The 22,577-nt window shown below is 37.3% G+C and carries 15 protein-coding genes; 6 read left to right on the top strand and 9 right to left on the bottom strand.

What is annotated here, in order from left to right; translation table 11 throughout:
- Nucleotides 1-78: 78 nt before the first annotated feature.
- Nucleotides 79-585, bottom strand: coding sequence for a hypothetical protein (locus tag JKA74_RS13245; RefSeq protein ID WP_201431674.1), 507 nt, complete (start codon nt 583-585; stop codon nt 79-81).
- Between the two features lie 323 nt (nt 586-908).
- Between JKA74_RS13245 and JKA74_RS13240 the strand changes: the two genes are divergently transcribed.
- Complete coding sequence (locus JKA74_RS13240; RefSeq protein ID WP_201431673.1) at nt 909-2,300, top strand: DNA/RNA non-specific endonuclease; 1,392 nt, start codon at nt 909-911, stop codon at nt 2,298-2,300.
- Between the two features lie 266 nt (nt 2,301-2,566).
- Here JKA74_RS13240 and JKA74_RS13235 read toward each other — a convergent pair whose 3' ends face one another.
- Together JKA74_RS13235 and JKA74_RS13230 are read right to left on the bottom strand one after the other, a co-directional pair.
- Nucleotides 2,567-4,231: an SLC5/6 family protein gene (locus tag JKA74_RS13235; RefSeq protein ID WP_201431672.1), complete on the bottom strand. Its 1,665-nt coding sequence runs from the start codon at nt 4,229-4,231 to the stop codon at nt 2,567-2,569.
- Between the two features lie 158 nt (nt 4,232-4,389).
- Nucleotides 4,390-5,007: a cytochrome c oxidase subunit 3 gene (locus tag JKA74_RS13230; protein ID WP_201431671.1), complete on the bottom strand. Its 618-nt coding sequence runs from the start codon at nt 5,005-5,007 to the stop codon at nt 4,390-4,392.
- Nucleotides 5,008-5,152: 145 nt separating this feature from the next.
- Between JKA74_RS13230 and mfd the strand changes: the two genes are divergently transcribed.
- Nucleotides 5,153-8,524: a transcription-repair coupling factor gene (gene mfd / locus JKA74_RS13225; protein ID WP_201431670.1), complete on the top strand. Its 3,372-nt coding sequence runs from the start codon at nt 5,153-5,155 to the stop codon at nt 8,522-8,524.
- 63 nt (nt 8,525-8,587) lie between these two features.
- Here mfd and gldE read toward each other — a convergent pair whose 3' ends face one another.
- The 3 genes from gldE to mutY all read right to left on the bottom strand — a co-directional run bounded on the left by gldE (nt 8,588) and on the right by mutY (nt 11,574).
- Nucleotides 8,588-9,931 carry a gliding motility-associated protein GldE gene (gene gldE / locus JKA74_RS13220; RefSeq protein ID WP_201431669.1) on the bottom strand — a complete coding sequence of 448 codons (1,344 nt, stop codon included), beginning with the start codon at nt 9,929-9,931 and terminating at the stop codon, nt 8,588-8,590.
- A gap of 28 nt (nt 9,932-9,959) precedes the next feature.
- Nucleotides 9,960-10,415 (bottom strand): single-stranded DNA-binding protein, encoded by a 456-nt coding sequence (gene ssb / locus JKA74_RS13215; RefSeq protein ID WP_201431668.1) that lies wholly within the window; start codon nt 10,413-10,415, stop codon nt 9,960-9,962.
- A 112-nt stretch (nt 10,416-10,527) separates the two neighbouring features.
- Nucleotides 10,528-11,574, bottom strand: coding sequence for an A/G-specific adenine glycosylase (mutY, locus tag JKA74_RS13210; protein ID WP_201431667.1), 1,047 nt, complete (start codon nt 11,572-11,574; stop codon nt 10,528-10,530).
- Between the two features lie 469 nt (nt 11,575-12,043).
- Here mutY and JKA74_RS13205 point away from each other — a divergent pair, with 469 nt between their 5' ends.
- The 4 genes from JKA74_RS13205 (at nt 12,044) to JKA74_RS13190 (ending at nt 17,413) form a co-directional block, all read left to right on the top strand.
- On the top strand, nt 12,044-12,343 hold the full coding sequence (locus tag JKA74_RS13205) for an HU family DNA-binding protein (protein ID WP_201431666.1): 300 nt from the start codon (nt 12,044-12,046) through the stop codon (nt 12,341-12,343).
- An 11-nt stretch (nt 12,344-12,354) separates the two neighbouring features.
- Nucleotides 12,355-13,176, top strand: a complete 822-nt coding sequence (locus JKA74_RS13200) for a tetratricopeptide repeat protein (RefSeq protein WP_201431665.1) — start codon at nt 12,355-12,357, stop codon at nt 13,174-13,176.
- Nucleotides 13,177-13,363: 187 nt separating this feature from the next.
- Entirely contained in the window at nt 13,364-14,917 is a 1,554-nt protein-coding gene (locus JKA74_RS13195; RefSeq protein ID WP_201431664.1) for an Rne/Rng family ribonuclease, read from the top strand.
- A gap of 159 nt (nt 14,918-15,076) precedes the next feature.
- The gene (locus JKA74_RS13190; RefSeq protein ID WP_201431663.1) at nt 15,077-17,413 is read left to right on the top strand and encodes an ATP-binding protein; all 2,337 of its coding nucleotides are present in this window, start codon (nt 15,077-15,079) and stop codon (nt 17,411-17,413) included.
- Here JKA74_RS13190 and JKA74_RS13185 read toward each other — a convergent pair.
- From JKA74_RS13185 to JKA74_RS13175, 3 genes are all read right to left on the bottom strand, one after another.
- Nucleotides 17,410-18,888 (bottom strand): tetratricopeptide repeat protein, encoded by a 1,479-nt coding sequence (locus tag JKA74_RS13185; RefSeq protein ID WP_201431662.1) that lies wholly within the window; start codon nt 18,886-18,888, stop codon nt 17,410-17,412. The two genes, JKA74_RS13190 and JKA74_RS13185, sit on opposite strands and share 4 nt — an antisense overlap.
- Nucleotides 18,889-19,026: 138 nt before the next feature.
- Complete coding sequence (gene hemH / locus JKA74_RS13180) at nt 19,027-20,055, bottom strand: ferrochelatase (RefSeq protein ID WP_201431661.1); 1,029 nt, start codon at nt 20,053-20,055, stop codon at nt 19,027-19,029.
- A 98-nt stretch (nt 20,056-20,153) separates the two neighbouring features.
- Nucleotides 20,154-22,382 (bottom strand): GAF domain-containing protein, encoded by a 2,229-nt coding sequence (locus tag JKA74_RS13175; protein ID WP_201431660.1) that lies wholly within the window; start codon nt 22,380-22,382, stop codon nt 20,154-20,156.
- Nucleotides 22,383-22,577: the final 195 nt, after the last annotated feature.

Genomic DNA, 22,577 nt, shown 5'->3' with positions numbered 1-22,577 from the left:
TTTTTTCTCACAAACATGAGCTAAAAATAGCTCCGCGTGACCCAAAATTCAAATTTTAATGACGTAAGTTGTTGATATTCAGTAGGGAGAATTTAGAGCGATGACATCGCGCACAAAACAGGAAAAGCCGGATTGCCTGAGAACCTTAACATATTGCACTATTCCCATCAGAATAAACAATGACCAGAAGGCATAAATCACAAACACTATATAGCCATTCCAAACAGCAGGGAAATGTCTGTAAGGATAAATAAATCCAACTATAGTAATGCTTATGAACAATAGTATTAAGAGAATAAGATCTGCCCGGCCTGGTTTCTTTTCTTTAAGTCTTACACTCTTTAAAAACATATAATAAAAAGGGCCTATAAATAGGCAGGCGGAAAGACCTATCTGTAGGATCAATAGGTCTACATTTTCACTGAAATAATAAATTACTGATTTGCCAATTCTGATGCTTAGGACAATAAGTAAGCCCCCTAAATAGATATCCTGTACCTTTCGTTGAGGTTTTAGCAAACGATAAGCACCAATGAGTATCCCATTGATAACTCCCAAACAGGCCAGAACAAATAGAAATGACATAAAATACTAAGAAATGCTGACTTAAAAATAACCGATTGATAAAGGAATAAAAAGTAAAAGCGGAATCTTTATGAATATTTAGACCATCTAATCTAATGGTTTTTTAACCCGGTGATTTCATACATATAAGAAGTTCTGAGAATGAACAATTAATATTTCCATTACCATCCTATCGAAGTTCCTTCATTGCGCTTATAGACGCATTTCCTACATAGAGGTGTTTTGCACTATTGAAGTTAACGATTTGTTTTTAATGTGGTAACATTAAAAAATACTATTTATCGTATGTTTGGTGAATCTATTATAACCAAACCATAAAAATAATGAAAAACAGAATTACGGTAATTTTAGTAGCTATTACGCTACTATTCTCTTGTCAAAGGCAGGAAATCCAGCCTTTACTCCAGTCTCAAAACGATTTAAATATCCTTGGGCTCATTGAGGTAAACCAATATGAAGTAGAAGGAAGTGACTATGAAAACCATAATCACAGGACTACCTCTTTTATAGAAACTTTTGAAGATGGTGCCAAAAGCAGCTATTCAGCAGCTTCGGTAAATTTGGGGTCAGGCTCATGGTATTTAAGTGATGCATTAATTGGCACACTTTCCAGTGACAGAAAATATGGAAGTAAATCTTCCCGTATCAGAAATACAGGATATGTAAGTATGAATTTCAATATGGATAATGGTGCAGCATCCGTAAAGGTTCGTCATGCAAAATATGGATCTGATGGGAACTCTTCCTGGCGATTGATTATGTCTACGGATAATGGCAGCAGTTGGTATTATGTTGGTACAACAGTAAATACCACATCCATCTCCCTTTATACAGCTACTTTTGATGTAAATGTAAACTCCAGTGTGAGGTTCGGGATTTATAAAGTTTCAGGGGGAAGCAATAGGGTCAACATCGATAATATTGAAATTACTTCTTCCACTTCAGGAAGTAGCACTACGGCTTCCAGAGATAATAATTTAACTTTTGGCAATCCTTCAGATGCAGGCACCTCTTCCTCAAATAACTATTTAGTGAACCGAACCGATTATGCACTTTCCTATAACAATTCCAAAGGAACGCCTAATTGGGTAAGCTGGCATTTGAGTAGTGCCTGGGTGGGCAGTGCATCAAGATGCGACTGTTTTAAAAGTGACACTTCTCTACCTTCTGGTTTCTTTAAGGCTACTTCAAGCGATTATACTAATTCTGGCTACGACAGGGGTCACTTGTGCCCATCGGCAGACCGAACTTATTCGTCTAAAGCAAATAGCAATACATTTTTTATGACCAATATAGCCCCTCAGGCAGCAGATAACAACCAAAGAAGCTGGGCTACATTAGAAGGCTACTGCAGAAAATTAGCAAGTGAAGGAAATGAAATATTCATAGTAGCAGGTGTGGCGGGCTCAGGAGGTACTGGTAAAAACGGCAATTTTACTACCATTGACGGTGGAAACATTACTGTTCCAGATTCATTTTGGAAAGTCATACTGGTTTTGCCAAATGGTAGTAATGATGTAAGCAGGGTTACCTCTTCTACAAGAATGATAGCGGTAAATATTCCCAACGATCAAGGAATCAATACCAACTGGGCAAACTACAGAACAACTGTAGATAATGTGGAAAACATATCCGGTCTTGATTTATTTGAAAACATCAATAATACAGTAGAGACTTATTTGGAATCTCGGGTGGACAATGGTCCTACAAACTAAAGAATAAAGTGTCTTCATCAAAAAGGCCGACAGAAAAACCTGTTGGCCTTTTTATGGTACTGAAGATGTCCCCTTCTATCTGTAGTTTTAGCGCAGCGAACTACTGATTGCCCTATAAAACTGAGTCTGTGACTCAGTATACTATACATTGTTCCAAACCAGATTTCTATTCCTCTATCCCTTCTTCAACACTTTCCTAAAGCAGTAAATCATTACTACAGTAACGGCCAACTGTACCGCCAGCATAATTATTAATGGTTCTGTATTCATATGGCGGATGTTTTTTTCCTTTTTCTGTATGCGATGTACACCAATACACTAATACCTATAAATAACAGCAGCAATATGGCCCGGGCCGCATTGGCATAAAATATTTGTTTGGTTAACAATGCTCTTTCTGTGGCATCAGTAGCCAAAGCCAAACTTTCCTTTAAGCCGGAATTGCTTAGCTGCAAAATCAGGGAATTGTTATCTAAAGGCCAGCCTTCCCCCGCAGAAAATTGTGCAAAAGCTGCAATCCAGTTGTTGGCTTCCGGGGTGAAAAGTGCCCCCAGAAAAACACTGATTAACAGCAATGGTGTTACAAATTTAATGACCCATTTAAAGAAGCCCGGGATTACAAGGTCAGCACCGTCATTAATTTCTTTCCAGCCTTTTTTCATGCCAAATATCCAGGCAAAAAGGATGGTTTCTGCTAAGGCAAAAATGACCAGCGATACAGTGCCTGCCCAGTAATCATACTGGTCGAAAAAACCATATTGATAAAATAGCACACAAGGCAAACCCAGGAGCAAAGTTAAGGTGCCGAATGAAACCGCCCCTTTGATTTTTCCCCAGCCAAATTCATCGCGCATAAAGCCCATCCATGGAGTGCCCATGGCCAGCGAAGAAGTAATTCCCGCAAAAAACAACAAACCAAACCAAAACACTCCGGCCAATGCAGCCATCACATCACCCCACTGCCCGAAAAGAAACGGCATAGATTGAAAAGCTACACCGAAGCTGATATTTTCTTTCACCCAGTCAAGGCCGAAATAACCGGCCGCAATAGGGATCACGATCAAACTGCCCAGAACCACTTCCACAAACTCATTGGTAAAACCTGCGGTAGCAGCGTTCAGAGCGATGTCATCTCTGCTGTCCAGGTAAGCCGCATAGCAATGAATGGTGCCCATGCCTACTGAAAGGGTAAAGAATATCTGACCGGCAGCTGCTAACCATACGCCAGGCTTCAGGAGCGAATCATATTCAGGTGTCCACAAATAATTGAGACCGTCCCATGCATTGGCCAATGGAAACTGGTCGGAAGCCATACTGGTACCTAAAGTAAGGCCACGTACTGCCAGGAAAATACCGAAAAGTATCAGCAAAGGCATCATAATTTTAGCCACTTTTTCAATACCCGCAAGCCCTTTGCTTAAAATATAAGTGTTGATCAGGATACAAATAACAAAGAACAAAATAGCCTCATTTGGGATGCCCAAAAAGGAAGTGGACATATTGATATAGCTGCTGAAATATTGAGCTACTTCGGTTTGCGAAAGACCTGCAAAAGTACCTTTAATACTATGAAAGGCGTAGGAAAGAGTCCATGATTCAATATAGCAATAGTAGGCTGCAACGGCTATGTTGGTAAAAATTCCGAAAACCCCTATATACTTCCACAGCGAGCCCTTGCTCATGCTGTTAAGGATAAACGGAGTAGAATGATGGCCTCTTTTGCCACCAAAACGGCCCATGGACCATTCAATCCACAGCAAAGGAACACCCATTAAAACGAAACACACCAGGTAAGGGATAATAAAGGTGCCTCCCCCGTTTTGCACTGCCTGTACGGGAAACCTTAAAAAGTTTCCCAGTCCAACAGAATTACCCGCCATGGCAAGGATTAAGCCAATACGACTGCCCCAAACCTCATTTTTTATAGTCATATAGTTGACAAGTGCCAAATAGCGCCATGAATTTATTACTAATAAATGTCTTATTTACAACTGCCCATACATTTATTTTTGGATTCCTTTGGGAAGGCTAAATCTCTGCTTTTTTGAGGGTCAAATATATTATCGAACATCGGGTTCTGTTGCCCGACTTACAAAAACACCCAAAAACTTACGATCATAATCATCCAAAGAATTCCCAGGAAGTGCCATGCTTTAGTTATTAATTCATATTTCATATGCCAGAATGGATTAGTTTCTGCTATCAAAAGTTTGACAGGGTCCCGCGAAATGGCCTGGGTTTGAAAAATCAGAAAGCCCAGATAAGTATGGGCGACAATAAAATGCAGTCCGTGCAAACCAGTCAACACGTATAAAAATGAACCGGACACGTCTTCAGTAAATAAAACACCAGATGCTTTCAATTCGCTCCATCCCAGAAGTTGACAAAATGCAAATCCCAGTCCCAGGAAAAAAGTAAATCTTAAAGAAGTAAGCAATGCCGGCAGGGCTTCTTCTTTAAAATATTTGGAAGCAGGTTGAAGAATTAAACTGGAAGCTACAATCAATACAGTACTTAAAGCGAAAATAGCAGGGATTTCTATTTTTTGTGCGGGCTCATTTCTAAGGCTGCTGAAAAATGAAAATAACAAAAAAAAGAAAATAAGACTACTGCCAATAAGACCCAAAATCAACATCATTTTATAAGGATGCATCCTTTCCACTCTTTCAAAAAAGGTTAACTCCTCTTTTTTTGTCTTTTTTTCCATAACCTAAAGATGATTTACCCCAATTATTTGTTTGATTGATGAACTATGTACCAATGATAATAGTTTGATTACCTTTGCAATTATTTGATCAAATTATATTGTCTTAATTTAGTGTAACGAAAGATAATTAATAAGGTATAGGACATTGAAAATAAAAGACTTTCTACAGCTTTATAAGGAGGACACCATCATTCAAACGATTGCGTCTGCCATAAAACCTAATGAAGATAAAAACCTTCATTTAAAAGGATTGGTGGGCAGCTTGGATGCTGTTTTCCTGGCGGCAATCCATTCTCACAACCATCAGAATCATTTGGTGATTTTACATGATAAAGAGGAAGCGGCCTATTTTCAACATGATCTTCAGAATCTTTTGGGCACAAAGGAACCATTGCTCTTCCCCACTTCTTACAAGCGGGCCTATCAATTTGATGAAACTGAAAATGCCAATGTGCTCATGCGGGCAGAAATCCTCAACAGGATCAACAATAAATCAGCATCAGGTGAAATAATTGTTACCTACCCTGAAGCACTTTCAGAAAAAGTAATTAATAAAAAAGCATTGGTGTCCAACACTTTCACAGCCAAAGTAGGGGAAAACCTGGATGTGGAATTTATTGCGGAATTATTGCAAACCTATGATTTTGAACCTACAGATTTCGTATACGAGCCGGGACAATATGCGGTTCGTGGTGGAATTATAGATATTTACTCCTATGCGAGTGATTTGCCTTACAGAATTGAGCTTTTCGGTAATGAAATAGATAGTATCAGGACTTTTGATGTGGCATCACAGCTCTCCATCGATACCGTAAAGCAAATCAATATTATTCCAAACGTGCAAACCCGTCTGTTGCAGGAAGTCAGGGAATCATTTTTGGACTACGTGCCCAATAACACCAAAATTTGGTTAAAAGATTATCAGCGGACTCTGGACGTAATTGAGCAGTACTTTGATAAGGCAACCCAGTCTTTTCAGCAGATTACTAAAAATACGGCAGATAGCCAGCTTATGCTACAACCTGAAATGTTGTTTGACACGCCCGGATCATTTCAAAAAGGATTGAATAAATATGTGACTATAGAGTTTGGCAACAGATTTTATAAAGAGGCTGATTTTACTTTTGAATATGATGCTCAGGCGCAACCGTCATTTAACAAGAATTTCGATTTATTGGGGGAAAACTTATATCAGAACCAGGAAAAGGGACTGTTTAATATTATTACTTCCGAATCCGTTTCTCAAACGGAGCGTCTTACAAGTATTTTCACTGAAATTGATCCTTTCATCAAATTTCAATCAATGGCTATCAGTCTCAGGGGAGGCTTTGTAGATCACCAATTAAAACTGGCCTGTTATACAGATCACCAGATCTTCGAGAGATTTCACAGATATAAAACCAAAGACAAGCAGAGCAAATCAAAGGCCATTACTATCCGGGAGCTCAAGAATTTGCAACCGGGGGATTTTGTCACCCACATTGATCATGGAGTAGGTCGCTTTGCCGGAATGGATAAAGTAGAAAACCACGGCAAAAAACAAGAAGTAATTCGTTTGATTTATCGGGATAATGATTTACTGTTCGTCAGTATTCACTCTCTGCATAAAATATCCAAATACAGCGGGAAAGAAGGCTCTACTCCTTCCATTAGTAAGCTTGGCTCACAGGAGTGGGATAATAAAAAGAAAAAGGCCAAACGTCAGGTCAAGGATATCGCTAAAGATCTGATCAAGCTATACGCTCAGCGTAAATCCAGTCCGGGTTTTGCTACGGGGAAAGATACTTTTATGCAAGCGGAGCTGGAGTCCTCATTTATTTATGAAGATACGCCAGATCAGGCCAAAGCCACAGCGGATGTTAAAGCAGACATGCAGCTGAGCCACCCCATGGACAGGTTGGTTTGTGGGGATGTAGGTTTCGGTAAAACGGAAGTGGCCATTAGAGCCGCTTTTAAAGCAGTAGACAATGGTAAGCAAGTAGCTGTATTGGTGCCAACAACCATTTTGGCCATGCAACATTTCAGGACTTTCAGTGAGCGACTGGAGAATTTGCCTGTTACTGTTGAATACATCAATCGCTTTAAAACTACTAAGCAGATTAAAGATATTTTGAAGCGCCTCGAAGAGGGGAAAGTGGATATTTTAATCGGCACACACCGTATTGTCAATAAAGATGTAAAATTTAAGGACATAGGCCTATTGGTAATTGATGAGGAGCAAAAATTTGGTGTAAAAGTAAAAGACAAGCTCAAGGAGTTCCGTGTGAATGTTGATGTATTAACATTGACCGCGACCCCAATCCCAAGAACTTTACATTTCAGCCTGATGGGCGCCAGGGATTTAAGTGTAATAGCTACACCACCACCCAACAGGCAGCCGGTTACTACTGAGCTACATAGTTTTAATGAGGAATTATTGCGTGACGCCATTAGTTTTGAGCTGCAAAGAGGCGGGCAGGTTTTCTTTGTGCATAATCGTGTAGGTGATATTGAGCAGGTAGGGAATATTATTTTAAAATTGGTGCCTGATGCCCGAATTGGTGTAGCACATGGCCAGATGGAAGGCCCCAAGTTGGAAAAGGCAATGATGCGCTTTATAGAGGGGGAGTATGATGTGCTGGTTTCCACCAACATTATTGAATCAGGTTTGGACATTCCCAATGCCAACACCATTATTATCAACCATGCGCATATGTTCGGTATGTCGGATCTGCACCAAATGCGTGGAAGGGTTGGTCGCTCCAACAAAAAAGCTTTTTGCTATTTATTGACCCCTCCTACCATTGGACTTAGTGCCGATGCCAGGAAAAGACTCACCACATTAGAAGAATTTTCGGATTTAGGAGATGGTTTTAAAGTGGCTATGCGGGATTTGGATATCCGTGGAGCCGGAAATATGTTGGGAGCAGAGCAAAGCGGATTTATTACTGATTTGGGCTTTGACATGTACCACAAGATCCTGGATGATGCTGTTTCTGAATTGAAGGAGACGGATTTTAAAGATTTATTTAAAGATGAGCTGGCTAAGAAAGCCCAGATTATTGCTCAGGATTGTGTGATAGAAACCGATCTGGAAATTCTGATCCCGGAAGAGTATGTATCAAATATCACCGAGAGGCTTAGCCTGTATTCCCAACTCGATAATATCAAAAATGAGGAGGAGCTCGAGGCTTTTGAGCAATCATTGGCTGATAGGTTTGGTAAAATTCCGGAACCGGTATTTGATTTAATAGAAACAGTGCGGATTCGATGGAAAGCCGAGCGGTTGGGATTTGAGAAATTATTGATTAAAAATGGGGCTATCAAAGCGTACTTTGTGCCATCATCCAATGAAAAGTATTATAAATCACCAGTTTTTGGTCAGGTTCTGCAATTTATACAGGCTCACCCTAAGAAGTGCCAGATGAAAGAATATAAAGACAAGCTCATCCTTAAAATTGATGAAATAGAGAATATTCGTCAAGCCAAAGAGATTATCTATAGTATGTCAGGTTTGGAAAAAGAGGTTGTGGGATAAAACCTTCTACTTAACTTTTAAAGAGAGGTTGGATTTTCCTTGTGATTTTGACCTGAAAAAGTATTAATTCGTATGAAAAGGCTCATCACGTTTGATAAACACCCTTACACGTTTGATTCTTTTATTATCTACTGATACAGCCGTGAAAACATACTTCTTAAAAAGGATTTTTTCTCCGGCCCGGGGAAGCTTGCTGTTTATTTCCAGCAACAAACCCCCAATAGATTCACTTTCCCCTTTTACTTCGTCAAAATAGGAAGGATCCTCATTGATGATTTTTCCGAAATCATTTAAGGATGTTTTACCTTCAAAAACAAAAGTGTTGTCATCTAATTTATTGTAGGCAATGTCAAAATCCTCATCAAATTCATCGCTAATCTCTCCTACAATCTCTTCAATTACATCCTCCAAAGTGATCAATCCGGATGTGCCCCCATATTCGTCCACTACTATGGCCATATGCACACGCTTTTCCTGGAAATCCTTCAGTAGGCTGTCCACTTTTTTAGATTCAGGCACAAAGAAACCAGGTCTTAACAACTTCTGCCATTCAAAATGTTCGTCTTTTTCTATGTAAGGCAATAAATCCTTTACATATAGAATGCCCTCTATCTTATCTATGGTATCCCTGTAGACAGGAATTCTGCTGAAACCATTTTTGTTGATCTGGTCCATCAGCACATGATAATCTTCCTCTATATCAAAAGCAGTAATGTCCAATCGTGATTTCATTACCTGCCTTACCGATAAAGTACCAAAATTTACAATTCCTTTCAGTATACCCCTTTCTTCTTCAGTAGTGTCTTTGTTGGAAGTAATTTCCAATGCCTGATGCAGTTCATCCACTGATATGCTAAAACCTTTTTGCTTTACACGCTTTTCAATAATGTTACTGCTGGACATTAACAGCCATGAGAGAGGGCTGAAAAACTTGCCTGCAACACTTAAAAAAGGAGCCATGCGAGTAGCAAAGCTCAGGTTATTTTGGTTGGCATATACTTTGGGTACAATCTCACCATAGAAAACGATCAGGAAAGTAACAATGGCTGTAAGAATTACCACCATCAGTCCTTCCGTTTCTTTTGTGCCGAAGATTTCCCATGTCACAAAAGTGGATAAGGTAACTATACCCACATTAATGAAATTATTGAGGATAAGGATAGTGGCCAATAATCGCTTTGGGTCTTTGAGCAAACTAATAATAGTTTGCTCAGCAGGTTGATTGCTCGCTTTGCACTTGGCCAGGTCGTCATGAGAAAGCGAAAAAAAAGCCACTTCGGAGCCTGAAATTAATGCCGACATTATCAGCAAAACAACCATAAGGGTACCATTCAGAATGTAAAACCATTCCGGGGTCCAATCCATAATGCTTGCAATTAAAAATAAACTAGGGGAAGGGTCGTCCAAGGCTATAAGTGATAATTATATGATTATATTAAAACGGAAGATCATCCATTTCACTATCCGTATCTGGTGTTTGGGCGGAAGCTTCTTGTTGCCTGCTTGTAGGAGCTTCATTACCAGAAGAATAGTCTTGTCTGCCATCTTCACTATCATTCTTTTTACCCCCTAACATGGTCATTTGATCGCCTACTACCTCGGTGGTATATCGTGTAACGCCATCTTTTTCCCATGAACGGGTTCTTAGTTTGCCCTCTATAAAAACGCTGTCGCCTTTTTTAAGGTATTTTTCAGCTATTTCGGCCAAACCTCTCCATAAAACAATATTATGCCATTCTGTTTGGTCAACTTTTTGTCCTGTTTTGTCTTTGTAGGACTCCGTAGTGGCAATTGAAAAATTTGCTACAGTAGCACCATTGTCTAAATGACGTACTTCAGGATCTTTTCCTAAGTTACCAATAAGAATTACTTTGTTAACACCTGCTGCCATAACTAACGAATTTCGGTTCTAAAAATAATAAAAATAAAAAAACAATAAGCCAGTTCAAAAGCTAACTTTTCTTGTGCAAATGTAGATACTTCTACGCTTAATATAAAATTACTCAATTAATTCTTCCATTCAAATATTTATCTACTAATATAGGCTTTGGCAAGGACTCAATTTCGGAGAGATCGAAAAGCTTCAGATCTTTTTCTTTTACATAGCCTTTGTCAACTCCATTTATTTCTATAAAAACTGCCTCTATTCTTTGATGTGTAAGAATATGCTTTATGGGTGTTGATATGCAGGTAACATCGGCATTGGGAGCTATTGTGGCAAGCACTTCTCTGATTTGCCCCTCTTCCATTTTTTCTTTTTTTTCAGTCAGGTCAAAATCAAAAAGTCCTTGCCAGATATCCTGAGGACCTCTTTTCTTCATGGCTATTTTTCCGCTTTCCCCCCACACCCAATAATAAAAGAAGCGATGGGAAACTTTAATCTTCTTTTCTTTAACAGGGAACTGTTTTTGCAGCCCTTGTTCCCTTGCTTCACAACCAACAGCTATTGGGCACATCAGGCAGGCGGGGTTGGTCGGGCTACAAATGGTAGCGCCTAAATCCATCATGGCCTGATTAAATAAATCGGGTTCATCTTGTGGAATTAGTGAACTGGCCGTTTCAAAAAAAATCTTGAAATTTTTAGCATCGGCAATGTTGGCATTTATCAGAAAATATCGGGACAGCACTCTGAAAACATTTCCATCTACCACTGGTATAGGCTTTTTAAAAGCAAATGAGGCAATTGCTGCCGCTGTATATTTCCCAATTCCCTTCAGGCTTTGCAGGGTTTCATAATCTTCCGGAAATTTGCCATTGAACTTTTCTACCACGGCTTTTGCACATGCATGTAAGTTTCTGGCACGTGAATAATACCCCAGTCCCTGCCAAAGTCTCAACACTTCTTCTTCCGAGGCCAGGGCAAGATCTTCTACTGTGGGATATTTCTCTATAAAGCGTTTATAATAGGGCATCCCTTGTGCCACTCTGGTCTGTTGAAGAATGATCTCTGACAGCCATATTTTATAGGGGTCAGGAGTGTTTCTCCAAGGCAGTTCCCTAAGGTGTTTCTGATACCAGAAAACGAGTTTGGACGAAAAATCATCTACCATAATTCATGTGTATAAGTTTAATTTTCAACGATCACATGGAATCTTTGATTAAAAATTCATTTTCGGTTGGTGTAAAATTCGAAGCTGAATTTTTAATGTCGATTTCATGTGTATATAATTGCTTTTTAGTTGTCACATGGAATAACCTGAACATAGTTCTCTTGCAGAATGAACGTTTTGTTTCCAAATATTCATCCTCGGTTGGTCCCGTACTCGGGATGGTTATTTCATGCATATTAGGGTATAATTAAGAAGATAGTTAATTTGTTTTAAAATTAGTGAACTAATGCTATTGGAACTGAGAACAGTACAATTGTTTGATAATTAATCGGTTATATGAATAAATGCAAACCTTTACTTTTATTTATTTCAATGAATTTACTTTTAAATTCAAAATTGTAGAATTACATTTGCCCTCCCAAAATAAGCGGGACTTAATTTTTTTTAATTACCATAAATATAAATAAGCGTGACTAAAGCAGACGTGATAACAGAAATTTCTGAAAAAACAGGAATAGACAAAGCAGATGTAACAGCAACAGTTGAAGCCTTTTTTTCTGTAGTAAAAGATTCAATGGCGGGGGGTGAAAATATTTACGTGAGAGGTTTTGGAAGCTTTGTTAATAAAAAGAGAGCTAGAAAAATCGCCAGGAATATTTCCAAGAATACTGCCATTGTAATTGATGAACATTTTGTCCCAAGTTTTAAGCCCTCAAAAGTTTTTGTGGAAAAAATTAAATCATCTGACAAGATCAAAGAAGCCGTATAAGCTTTTACATTATGCTCAAATCCAGAATTATAATTCTAGTTGTATCACTTATATTGATAGTAGGCTTGTTTCTGCTGCCAAAAATTGTGGTCGACAATGAAAATGAGCAAATAACATCTGAGGAAGGAGTAGGACAAGACCAGCCTAAAACTGAAGGAAGGGCTGACAATACTGACCCTGCTCATGCCGGAGAAATGTCAGAGGAAGTCCTTTCAAAGATCAATCGCCTACGAAATAAATATTTATCTTCTGAAAATGAGGAAAAAAGTGTTATCTTTGCAGATTCTTTGGCGCTTCTCTTTAAAGAAGAAAGCAAACTTGATAGTGCAGCAAAATACACTGAATTGGCTACTGATAATGCAGAGGCAATAGGTGATGCCTATTATGATGCCTACACTTATGCAGTAGATGCTGAGAAGGCCAACGAACTGGGTGAAAAGACCAGGCTTTTTTACGAAAAGGTTTTGGCTGAGGATGCTGGCAGGCTTGATGTGAAAACCAAAATAGCCATGACCTACGTATCATCAGACAATCCAATGGCTGGGATAATGATGTTGCGGGAAGTGCTGGAAAAGGATCCTAAGAATGAGGATGCATTGTTTAACTTGGGTATATTGTCCATACAATCAGGACAATACAAGAACGCAATAGAACGATTTAATACACTACTTGAAAATCATCCTGATAATGATCAGGCAATGTTTTATCTAGCATTAAGTTATTTCAACGATGGACAAAAGGAAAAAGCCAGGAGTCTATTCGAGAAAATTAAAAATAAAAGTACGGATGAACAGGTGCTTGCAGCTGTTGAGAGTTACTTGAATGAATTATAATAATATTGTTTAACAAAAAAATTTACGATTATGCCTTGCGGTAAAAAAAGAAAAAGACACAAGATTTCAACGCACAAAAGAAAGAAAAGACTTAGAAAAAACAGACATAAGAAGAAGTAATACACTTCTTCTTTAATTTCTTTTAAAGAAATAGTTTTTTATAGTTTTCATTTAAATCTTTTGAGCTTTGAGCAATGAATTAATAATTAATTCAACTCAAAACGGAAGCCGTATTGCCCTTCTTAATGATAAAAATCTTGTAGAGATTCATTACGATAACAAGGAGGAACAATTTAGTGTAGGGGATATTTATTTAGGAACAGTTCGCAAAGTAATGCAGGGTTTGAACGCTGCCTTTGTGGATGTGGGTTATGAAAAAGATGCTTTTTTGCATTATCATGATTTAGGGCCAAAGATAAACTCTCTTTTAAAATATACTAAATCAGCCACCACACGTAATAATGCCTCATACAAGTTAAGTAAATTCAAGCTTGAACCTGAAATAGACAAATTAGGTAAGATATCTCAGGTTTTAGCAAGAAATAAGCAGATTTTGGTTCAGGTTATTAAAGAACCAATTTCAACAAAGGGGCCAAGGTTATCCTGCGAGTTGTCGCTACCGGGTAGATATTTGGTATTAGTACCATTTGCCAACGGAATTAGCATATCAAAAAAAATATCCAGTAGTGATGAGCGAAAGCGTCTCACCAGACTGATTTCTTCTATTAAGCCTGAAAATTTTGGTGTAATCATCAGAACGGTAGCCGAAGGTAAAGAAGTAGCTGAACTGGATACTGACCTACGTAATCTTATTGAAACCTGGGAAAATGGAATGAAGAAACTCCCTACTGCCCAGCCACGTGATAAAATCATTGGCGAAGTAGGAAGAGCATCCTCCATTTTAAGGGATATGTTAAATGAAACATTTGACAACATTCACGTGGATGATGAAGAGATTTATAATGAAATTAAATCTTTCATCCATAAAATGGATCCAAGTAAAGAGAAGATACTGAAGCTTTACAATGGCAAGAACAAGATATTCGAGCATTTTGGAATAGAGCGTCAGCTGAAATCATTATTTGGACAGTCTGTTAATGTTAAAGGTGGAGGGTACCTCATTATTGAGCATACAGAGGCACTCCATGTAATAGATGTAAACAGTGGTAATAAATCCAGTACTGAGGATAATCAGGAAAATACTGCACTTAACACCAATATTGAGGCTGCCAAGGAAATTGCACGTCAGTTAAGACTACGTGATATGGGTGGCATTATTGTCGTGGATTTCATTGACATGAAGAATCCTGAAAATAAGAAACTTATTTTCAAAAACATGAAGGATTTCATGGAAGATGACAGATCCAAGCATACTGTTCTTCCATTATCAAAATTTGGGTTAATGCAGATTACCCGACAAAGGGTAAGACCGGAACTTAATATTGTTACTCAGGAGAAATGTCCAACATGTAACGGATCAGGGAAAATCACTGCTTCCATCCTCATTTCAGATAAGTTGGAAGAAGATTTGGAGCTTTTATTATTAAAGCAAAATGAAAAATCAATTTCCATTGCCTTACATCCGTATTTGTATTCTTACTATACTAAGGGAATAATTTCCTCTCGAGTGAAATGGTTCTTTAAATATGGTAAATGGATTAAACTGGTAGAAGATAGCTCACTTGCTATTACCGAATATCACTTCATGAATTCAAACCAGGAATTGATAGAATTGAATTAATAAAATCTTATAAACTAATACGCTAAAGCCTCTTTATTAAAATGAAGAGGCTTTTTCTTTTATAATAGGACTTATATCTATTAATAGTTGCCATTCATCTAACAATACCCCGAGGAGCAATTAAATTCGTACCTTTAGTGTTTATTGCATATGTTATATATGAATTTATCAAAAAAGCCATATCTATTTTATATTTCTTCTGTTTTTTTGAGTGTGGCAATTACTTTTCCTTCTCAGTCACAACTAATACATAGTACAGAGCAATCTGATTCAGTTATTTTAAGAAACTCAACTTTACTTTGGAACGATTTTTTCAATTTTACCTCTTTTCAAAACGAAGAAGACGAGAATCTGGCAGATTCTTCCTCACAAGTTAAAAAGCATGTCACAGATTCCATCATTATCAGAAATTTTGATGGGTCACTTTACCGGGCCAGTTCCTATAATTACAAATCTGTTGAGGATGAGGATGGTATTCTATATTTTGGTAACGAAAATGGTCTTTTGGAATTTGATGGTGCCGATTGGATTTTGCACCAAACCCATAATTTCACCCCTGTTACTAACCTAATTATTGTTGAAGATAAAATCTATACAGTAGGCAACGATGAAATTGGTTTTTTTCAAAGAGACAAACTAGGGGCAATGCAGTACCATTCTTTAAGGGAAAAGATTGATGCTGAAAAAGATATTAAGGAAATTTATTTTATTCATGAACTCAATGGAAAAATTTATTTTACATCTTATAAGCAAGTTTTAGCATGGGATGGAGAGCTGTTTAAAGAGATTAAAGTGTTAGATGCTCATTCCTTCAAAGTGGGAGGAGAACTCATTCTTTCTGTGTATGACAAAGGCCTTGCTGTACCTGATGGCGATACTGTTCGATATGTTAACACCGATTTTAGCTTTAAAAATGATGCCGCTTTCAATATAATCAAAAACAGGTATGGAGAGTGGATTATCTTTACTTCCGAATCAGGCTTCTTTAAATTAGATACCAGTAATTATACAGTCACGCCATGGGAAAATGAAATCAATAGCTATTTTTTACAAAAGGATCGTTATTTGCTTTCTGCAGTACGGTTGAGAGATTCCCTTTTTATGGCATCTACTTACAATAATGGGGTATTGATTTTTAATGATAGCGGAAAAATACTGTATGAATTCAATGATAAAAATGGATTGAATGTAAATTATTATAACATGCCCATGGCTGATAGAAGAGGGAATGTGTGGCTTTCCAATGGGCTTGGGGTTAATTACTTAAAATGGTATGATAAAGACGAACAATTTAATTTTATACCAACTACTGTTGTAAGGCATATAGTGGTTGATGACAGCACTGTATTTATTAAGAACCAACAACAACGGATTAACCTTTCCGGTGAATTGGTAAAGGCTATTAGCTTCAACTACGCCACTCCCAGTTTTACGACTAATGATTTAGAATATTCCTATTATCTTGAAGGGTTTGATGAAGGTTGGTCGCAATGGAATACTGCTACTAAAAAGGAATATACAAATCTCTCGGGAGGGAAATACACTTTTCAGGTAAAAGCAAGGCATATTTATTTAGAAAATATGCAAATAAAGCCTTTTGTACTATCAATTTACCTTCCTACTCCATGGTATCTTAATAAATGGTACTACTTCCTGGCAGCAGTATTAATAACAGGAGCTATATTTACTTTTATCCGGCTCAGAACTCAAAGATTAAATGTTGCCAATAAGAAACTTGAATATATGGTTCGTGAAAGAACCTCTGAACTAGTTTCCCAGAAAGAACAACTTAAAATAGCCAATGAGGAGTTGAAAATCATTAATAACGAGTTGGATAACTTTGTTTATCGCTCCTCTCATGACCTGGTGGCCCCGTTAAAGTCCTTGAGAGGACTCATACAGATAGCTCAAAATGAAAATGATAGGGAGAACCAACTACAGTATTTTCATTTAATGAATACAAGTATCAACAAGTTGGAAGATTTTATTAAAAGCATAATGGACTTCTCAACAAATTCGAAAAAGCCCATTGAGCTTACAAATATCAAGCTTGATGAATTATTAGATAGTATTGTGCACGACCTAAAGTATTATGAAAACTCTGATAAGGTAAAGTTAATAAGGCATTATGATTCAGAGTTTGGAATTAAGACAGATATAAAACGATTGCATATTGTATTGAGCAATTTAATCACCAACGCTGTGAAATATCACAACTATTCCCAGCATGATGAGCCCTATATAAAAATATCAGCAAGTCTTAAGGAAGATTTTTATGAACTGGTAGTGGAAGACAATGGACAAGGGATCCCGCAGGAATACCACCCTAAAATATTTGATATGTTTTTCCGTGCGCATCAAGGTAAAGAGGGAAGTGGCTTAGGTTTATATATTGTTGTAGATACTTTAAACGTGCTACAAGGCAAAATAAGCTTTACTTCAACTACCAGAAAGGGTACTTCCTTTAAAATAACACTTCCTGTACCTGCTGACTAGTTATTTTTCAAATCGTCTATTTCAGCTTCCAGAATGTTTTTTAAGCGATGAATAATAAGGTCCAATTCTTGTGCACTGGTTTTAAGATGTGCCAGTATGGTATAGTCCAGGATACCATCTTTGGATAACTCCAGAACATTGATAAGCCCTAGCACACTGGCTACGGGAGCACGCAATTTATGGGAATTGAAATAAGTATATTTGGCAATTTGCTTGTTTTTTATGCTTAACTGCTCGCTTCTTTCCACTATCTTTTCTTCAAGTGTTTGATTTAATGCATAAAGTTCTTTGTTAAGGCTGGCCAATTCCAAGGACTTTCTTGAAATTTCGGATTGGTTCTCTTCAATTTTTTCTTTTTGTACCTTTAATTGATCATGAGTTTTTTTCAATCGGTTTCTTTGATTCCAGAGCACTAAAATGAATATTACCGCACATAAAATTACAATGATTGAAAAGAGGAGAAATCTGCTCTGCGTTTTTATTTCATTGGTTAATATGTTTTGCTCCAGGGCCAACTTGTAATATTCTTTTTCTTTTTGGGAGAACTCATACTCAACACTAAGGCTATTAATTTCTGATCGGTTTTCTGTGCTATATAAAGAATCTTTAAGGGAAATGTATTTATCATAACAATTAATGAGGGTCTTCTTGCTGCCTGAAAGTTTGTTCAAGTCTATCTGGTATTGATAAACCCGCATCAGGAGATCTTGTGTATTAAGTGCTGCAGCTTCCTTTTCAGCAGTCATTAAAAGCTGCCTGGCACTTTTAAAATCCTGTTGGAGGAGCGCCAGTTTTCCGAGTTCGGCTTTGCTCTCCACTATGCTCCTTTTAAAGGATATTTCTTCCCAAATACCCAGGCTTTTATGAAGGTGATAAAAAGAAGAGTCATACTGATGTAATTCCCTAAAGACAATACCTTTATATAAATGGGCAAACCCAAGTGCATTTTTATTGTTTATTTGTGGCGTATTAAGTACTATATTCAAATAGATATTAGCGCTATCATATCTTTTCTCAAGCATATAGAGCTGACCCAGATTGACCAAGATGAGCTCTTGTACTAGCCCATTTAAGGCCTGATGAAGGTTCAAAGCACGTTTAAGAAAATAAGAGGATTTTTTAAAATCCTTTTGTTTTTTATAGGTTTCTCCAATATTGTTCAATTGTTGAACAACTTCCATTGTATCATTCCTTTTTTCAAACAATTCCAAAGCCATAAAGTAATTCTTCAAGGCATTGCTATATATTCCTTGCGCCCAATAAAAATTGCCTTTATAACTATAGATATAAGCCTGCCCGATTTCTGTCCCCTCAATATTCAGCTTGTTTTCCAAAGCAATAGCATAAAATAGTGCATCGGAAGGAGATGAGAGATAAAGTTTACCTGTAAGTTGGAGGAATTGGACAACCTGTTCTTCAGATTGGAATTGAGAAGTGGCAAGTTGCACTTCAAGTAAATTTTTAAGGGAATCCATTGTGTTTCTTGCATTTGAAGCAGACACCCTGACCCCTAAAAGTACTACTAATAAAGCTAATATGAAGAAAAAATGACGCATGTTGTGTAGTATACGTCAAAATTTAACTAAAATATTACATTAAATTATAAAAACCCACTAATTCTTTAAAACCATATCTTTTAAGGTTTCAATCCAATCATCATTATCATTGAGGCTTTCTACCAGATCCCAGTTTTCACCCCCGGCTTCAAGGAAGTCCTCTTTGAAAGTCTCTCCTACTTCCACTGTTGTTTCCAGACAGTCTGCCACAAATGCCGGTGAGAAAGCCAATACTGATTTTTTTCCTGCTTTGGCCAAATCCTTTAATACAATATCTGTATATGGCTTTATCCAGGGATCATTGCCCAGGCGACTTTGGAAAGTGACCGTATAATTATCTTCCGTTAAACCCAGCTCTTTTGCTATAAGCCGAGCCGTCAAAAAGCACTGAGCCCGATAACAATACCTGTTTTTATCATGATAGGTATTGCAGCATTTCCCTAATTGGCAGTAATTACCATCAGAACCTTTTTTGATTTGCCTTTCCGGTAATCCGTGAAAACTGAAAAGAACATGATCATAGGATTGTCTGTCCAGATGTTTTTTGCCCAGGGCAGCAAATGTTTTGTAAAAACCAGGTTCTTCCACAAAATTGCTAATAAAGTTCATCTGGGGAATAACTTGCCATTTCTGTACTATTTCCATTACCTTATCATGAACTGAACCACTTGAAGCAGATGCATACTGAGGGAATAATGGTATGACAATAATTTTGGCAACATGTTGGGATTTAAGAATCTCCAATGCGCTTTGAATACTAGGCTCCTGGTATCTCATTCCTAAAGCCACTACATATTCATCACTTAGCTTATTGGCCAAAAGGTCTCTCACATCTTCACCATAAAATTTGAGAGGGGATCCTCTCTCTACCCATAACTTCCTGTATTCGGCAGCAGATTTTGGTGATCTGAATGGAGCAATTATTAAATTTACCAGGAGCCAGCGAGAAATAAAAGGAATATCTATTACCCTTTTATCCATTAAAAACTCTCTTAAATATTTTCTTACATCACTAGTACTCGTAGAGTTGGGGGTTCCTAAATTAACTAGTAAAACACCTGTTTTTCCTTGAATTGATTTTTGCATAATGCCCCTGTTAACCTTATTTCAAAAAGTTTGTTTGGATTATTAAAGTTTATTGATTTATGAGCTTCTTGATTGGCTCAAAGGTTATACTTTTTCTACTAAAGCCCAAGTTTCTTCTTTTGTTCGGCTAAAGATTTTTTAAGCTTTTCTTCATTTTGGCGAAGTTGCTTATATAAGTTTTCCTTTAACTCTTTGGTGTAGGATTTTATTTCAGCCAATTGAGCTGAACTGTCTGAAGAAGAAACCTTTTCAGTAATTTGGCCCATGCTTGACAGTATTTGTTCTTTTTCCTTTAAAAGCTGATCGTATTGGGTATAGATGTCGGTAACATCAATGGCAAATTTAAAAATCCTGTTAATCTCGCCATTGATATCTTTAACATCCACATAAGCTCCTTTGATGAAGATTTTATTGCCATTTTTGGTATACCTTTCAAAAACACCTTCTTTGCTTTTCCCTTTTTTGAGATCTTGCCAGAATGATTCATAAGCTTCGGATTGTGCATACTTTTGATCTACAAAAATACGATGGTGTCGACCCTGGATTTCGTTAAGCTTATAACCAAATAAATCCAGGAAGATATTATCTGCATGAATAATTTCGCCAGAAGGGGCAAATTCAATAAAGGCCATACCACTTTTTTCAATAGCATCAACGTGCTCCTTATTTTCCTTTTGTTTTCGCTCCATTTCTTCCTGTGTGGCTTGTAGCTCTTCCATATTTTGTCGCATCTCCTCTTCCTGGGAGCGCATTTGTTCAGTCATTTGCTGTGATTCGTCCAGGAGAGCTCTTGTTTGTTCATTGATTTTAACAGCCTGAATGGAAGAGGCAATATTTTCGCTTATTTTTTCAATGAAATTCCTTTCATGCTCCTTTAACTCCTGGAAACTTCCTAACTCAATCACACCAAAAATTTCATCATTAACTTTTAGAGGAACTATTAACAGGCTTGTTGGAGTGGCTTTACCCAATCCGGAAGTAATAGTGACATAGTTTTCAGGTATATCCTTTAAGTAAATACTTTCTTTCTCCAGGTATACCTGGCCCACTAATCCCTGACCCGGCTCAATATTTTTATTAATAAATTTTTTGCGGTCATAAGCATAGGTGGCAGAAAGCTTTAATAGAGTTTCTCCATCATCGCTTTTGTCTACAATAAACAAGCTGCCTTGGTTTGCTTGTAAATATTTAACCATGTAAGTAACTACATGCTCACTGAGCGTTGCCAGATCATTGGAGTATTTTCTTAGTATATCGCCAAATTCAGCAAAGCCTTTATTGCTCCAATTTCGTATAACGGCTTCTTCAGAAACATTTTTAAGGCTGTCCCTCATTTCTGCCAGCGAACGACCAATTTCCCCTTCATTATTAAATACCGAAATATCATTGTCGAAACTTCCTTTACCAACTTCCAAAGCAAATAATTTCACGTTTTTAAGGTTCATAGAGAGTCCATGAAGCTCTTCTAAAACCACATCCAGCTCATCATTGGTAGATTTTTTCTCTTCAGGGATATTGCCTTCGCTTAAAGTGCTCATTTCTGCTTTTAAAGTGCCAATACTTCTTACTATTTTGTTTAGGATGTACTTAAACAGGAGTATGCAGATAATAAAGTATAGTACAAAAACAATTGCCTCAACTATGATGAAATTATCAATTGCAGCAAAAGCGGTTCTTCCAAGTAGTTTGGTTTCGTCCCTTAGGTTATTGTATAATTGTTGATTGATTTCATCGTATTCTGTACTAATGGCATTAAGTTTATCAATGAACAACGCTCCATTGTCAGGTGAGGAAGATTGCTGACTTGAGATTTCTTCCGTTATCCAATTTTGGAGTGCGTCAGGATCCATTAAGCTGTCAGGTCTGAAATCAGGAAAATCTGTTATATCTATTTTGGCAGAGGTTTGCTCAAAAGAAGCTTCTTCTATTACCTCCTGCTGATTATTTCTAATCCGCTCTGCCAAACGGTTCGCTTTTTCGAATAAAATAAGATTTTCAGTGTCCTCCCATTTATTTTTCAAATGATCAATAGTATCCTGAACAGGAAGTATCTGATTTTCCCAAATATCATTTATGTCTTGTTTGTATTTGGTGTCCCCACTTAATAAGTAGGTTTGCAACAGCACATTGGTTTTTCTTACGCCACTTCGCATGGCCTCCACATGCATTCGGGAGGGTTGTCTGTTATCCAGCAATTTCACTCCTATTACTATCACATTGCCTACTTGTGAAAGCGTAATCCCCACTACAATAATCAGAAGCAAGATAAGGCTTGTAAAGGCGATGACAAGCCTGCTTTTTATGGATTTAAAATTTATTTTTTTCATAAATAGTGAATGCGTAATAAAATGGACGACAATATATCTTTCTTCTTTTTATTTAAAAAGCACTAAAGATAAAATTCGATCAATGGGTTAACCTTCTCTTTTAATGGGAGTATATAACTATTGCCTTTGATCTTATTTTACTCCAAAAGAAAAGCAAAATAAGCATTATAATTATAAAGAAATAATGAATAGAAC

This window comes from Marivirga aurantiaca (assembly GCF_016679925.1).
GTDB classification, from domain to species: Bacteria; Bacteroidota; Bacteroidia; order Cytophagales; family Cyclobacteriaceae; genus Marivirga; species Marivirga aurantiaca.
This window is presented reverse-complemented; position numbering and strand designations above follow the sequence as displayed.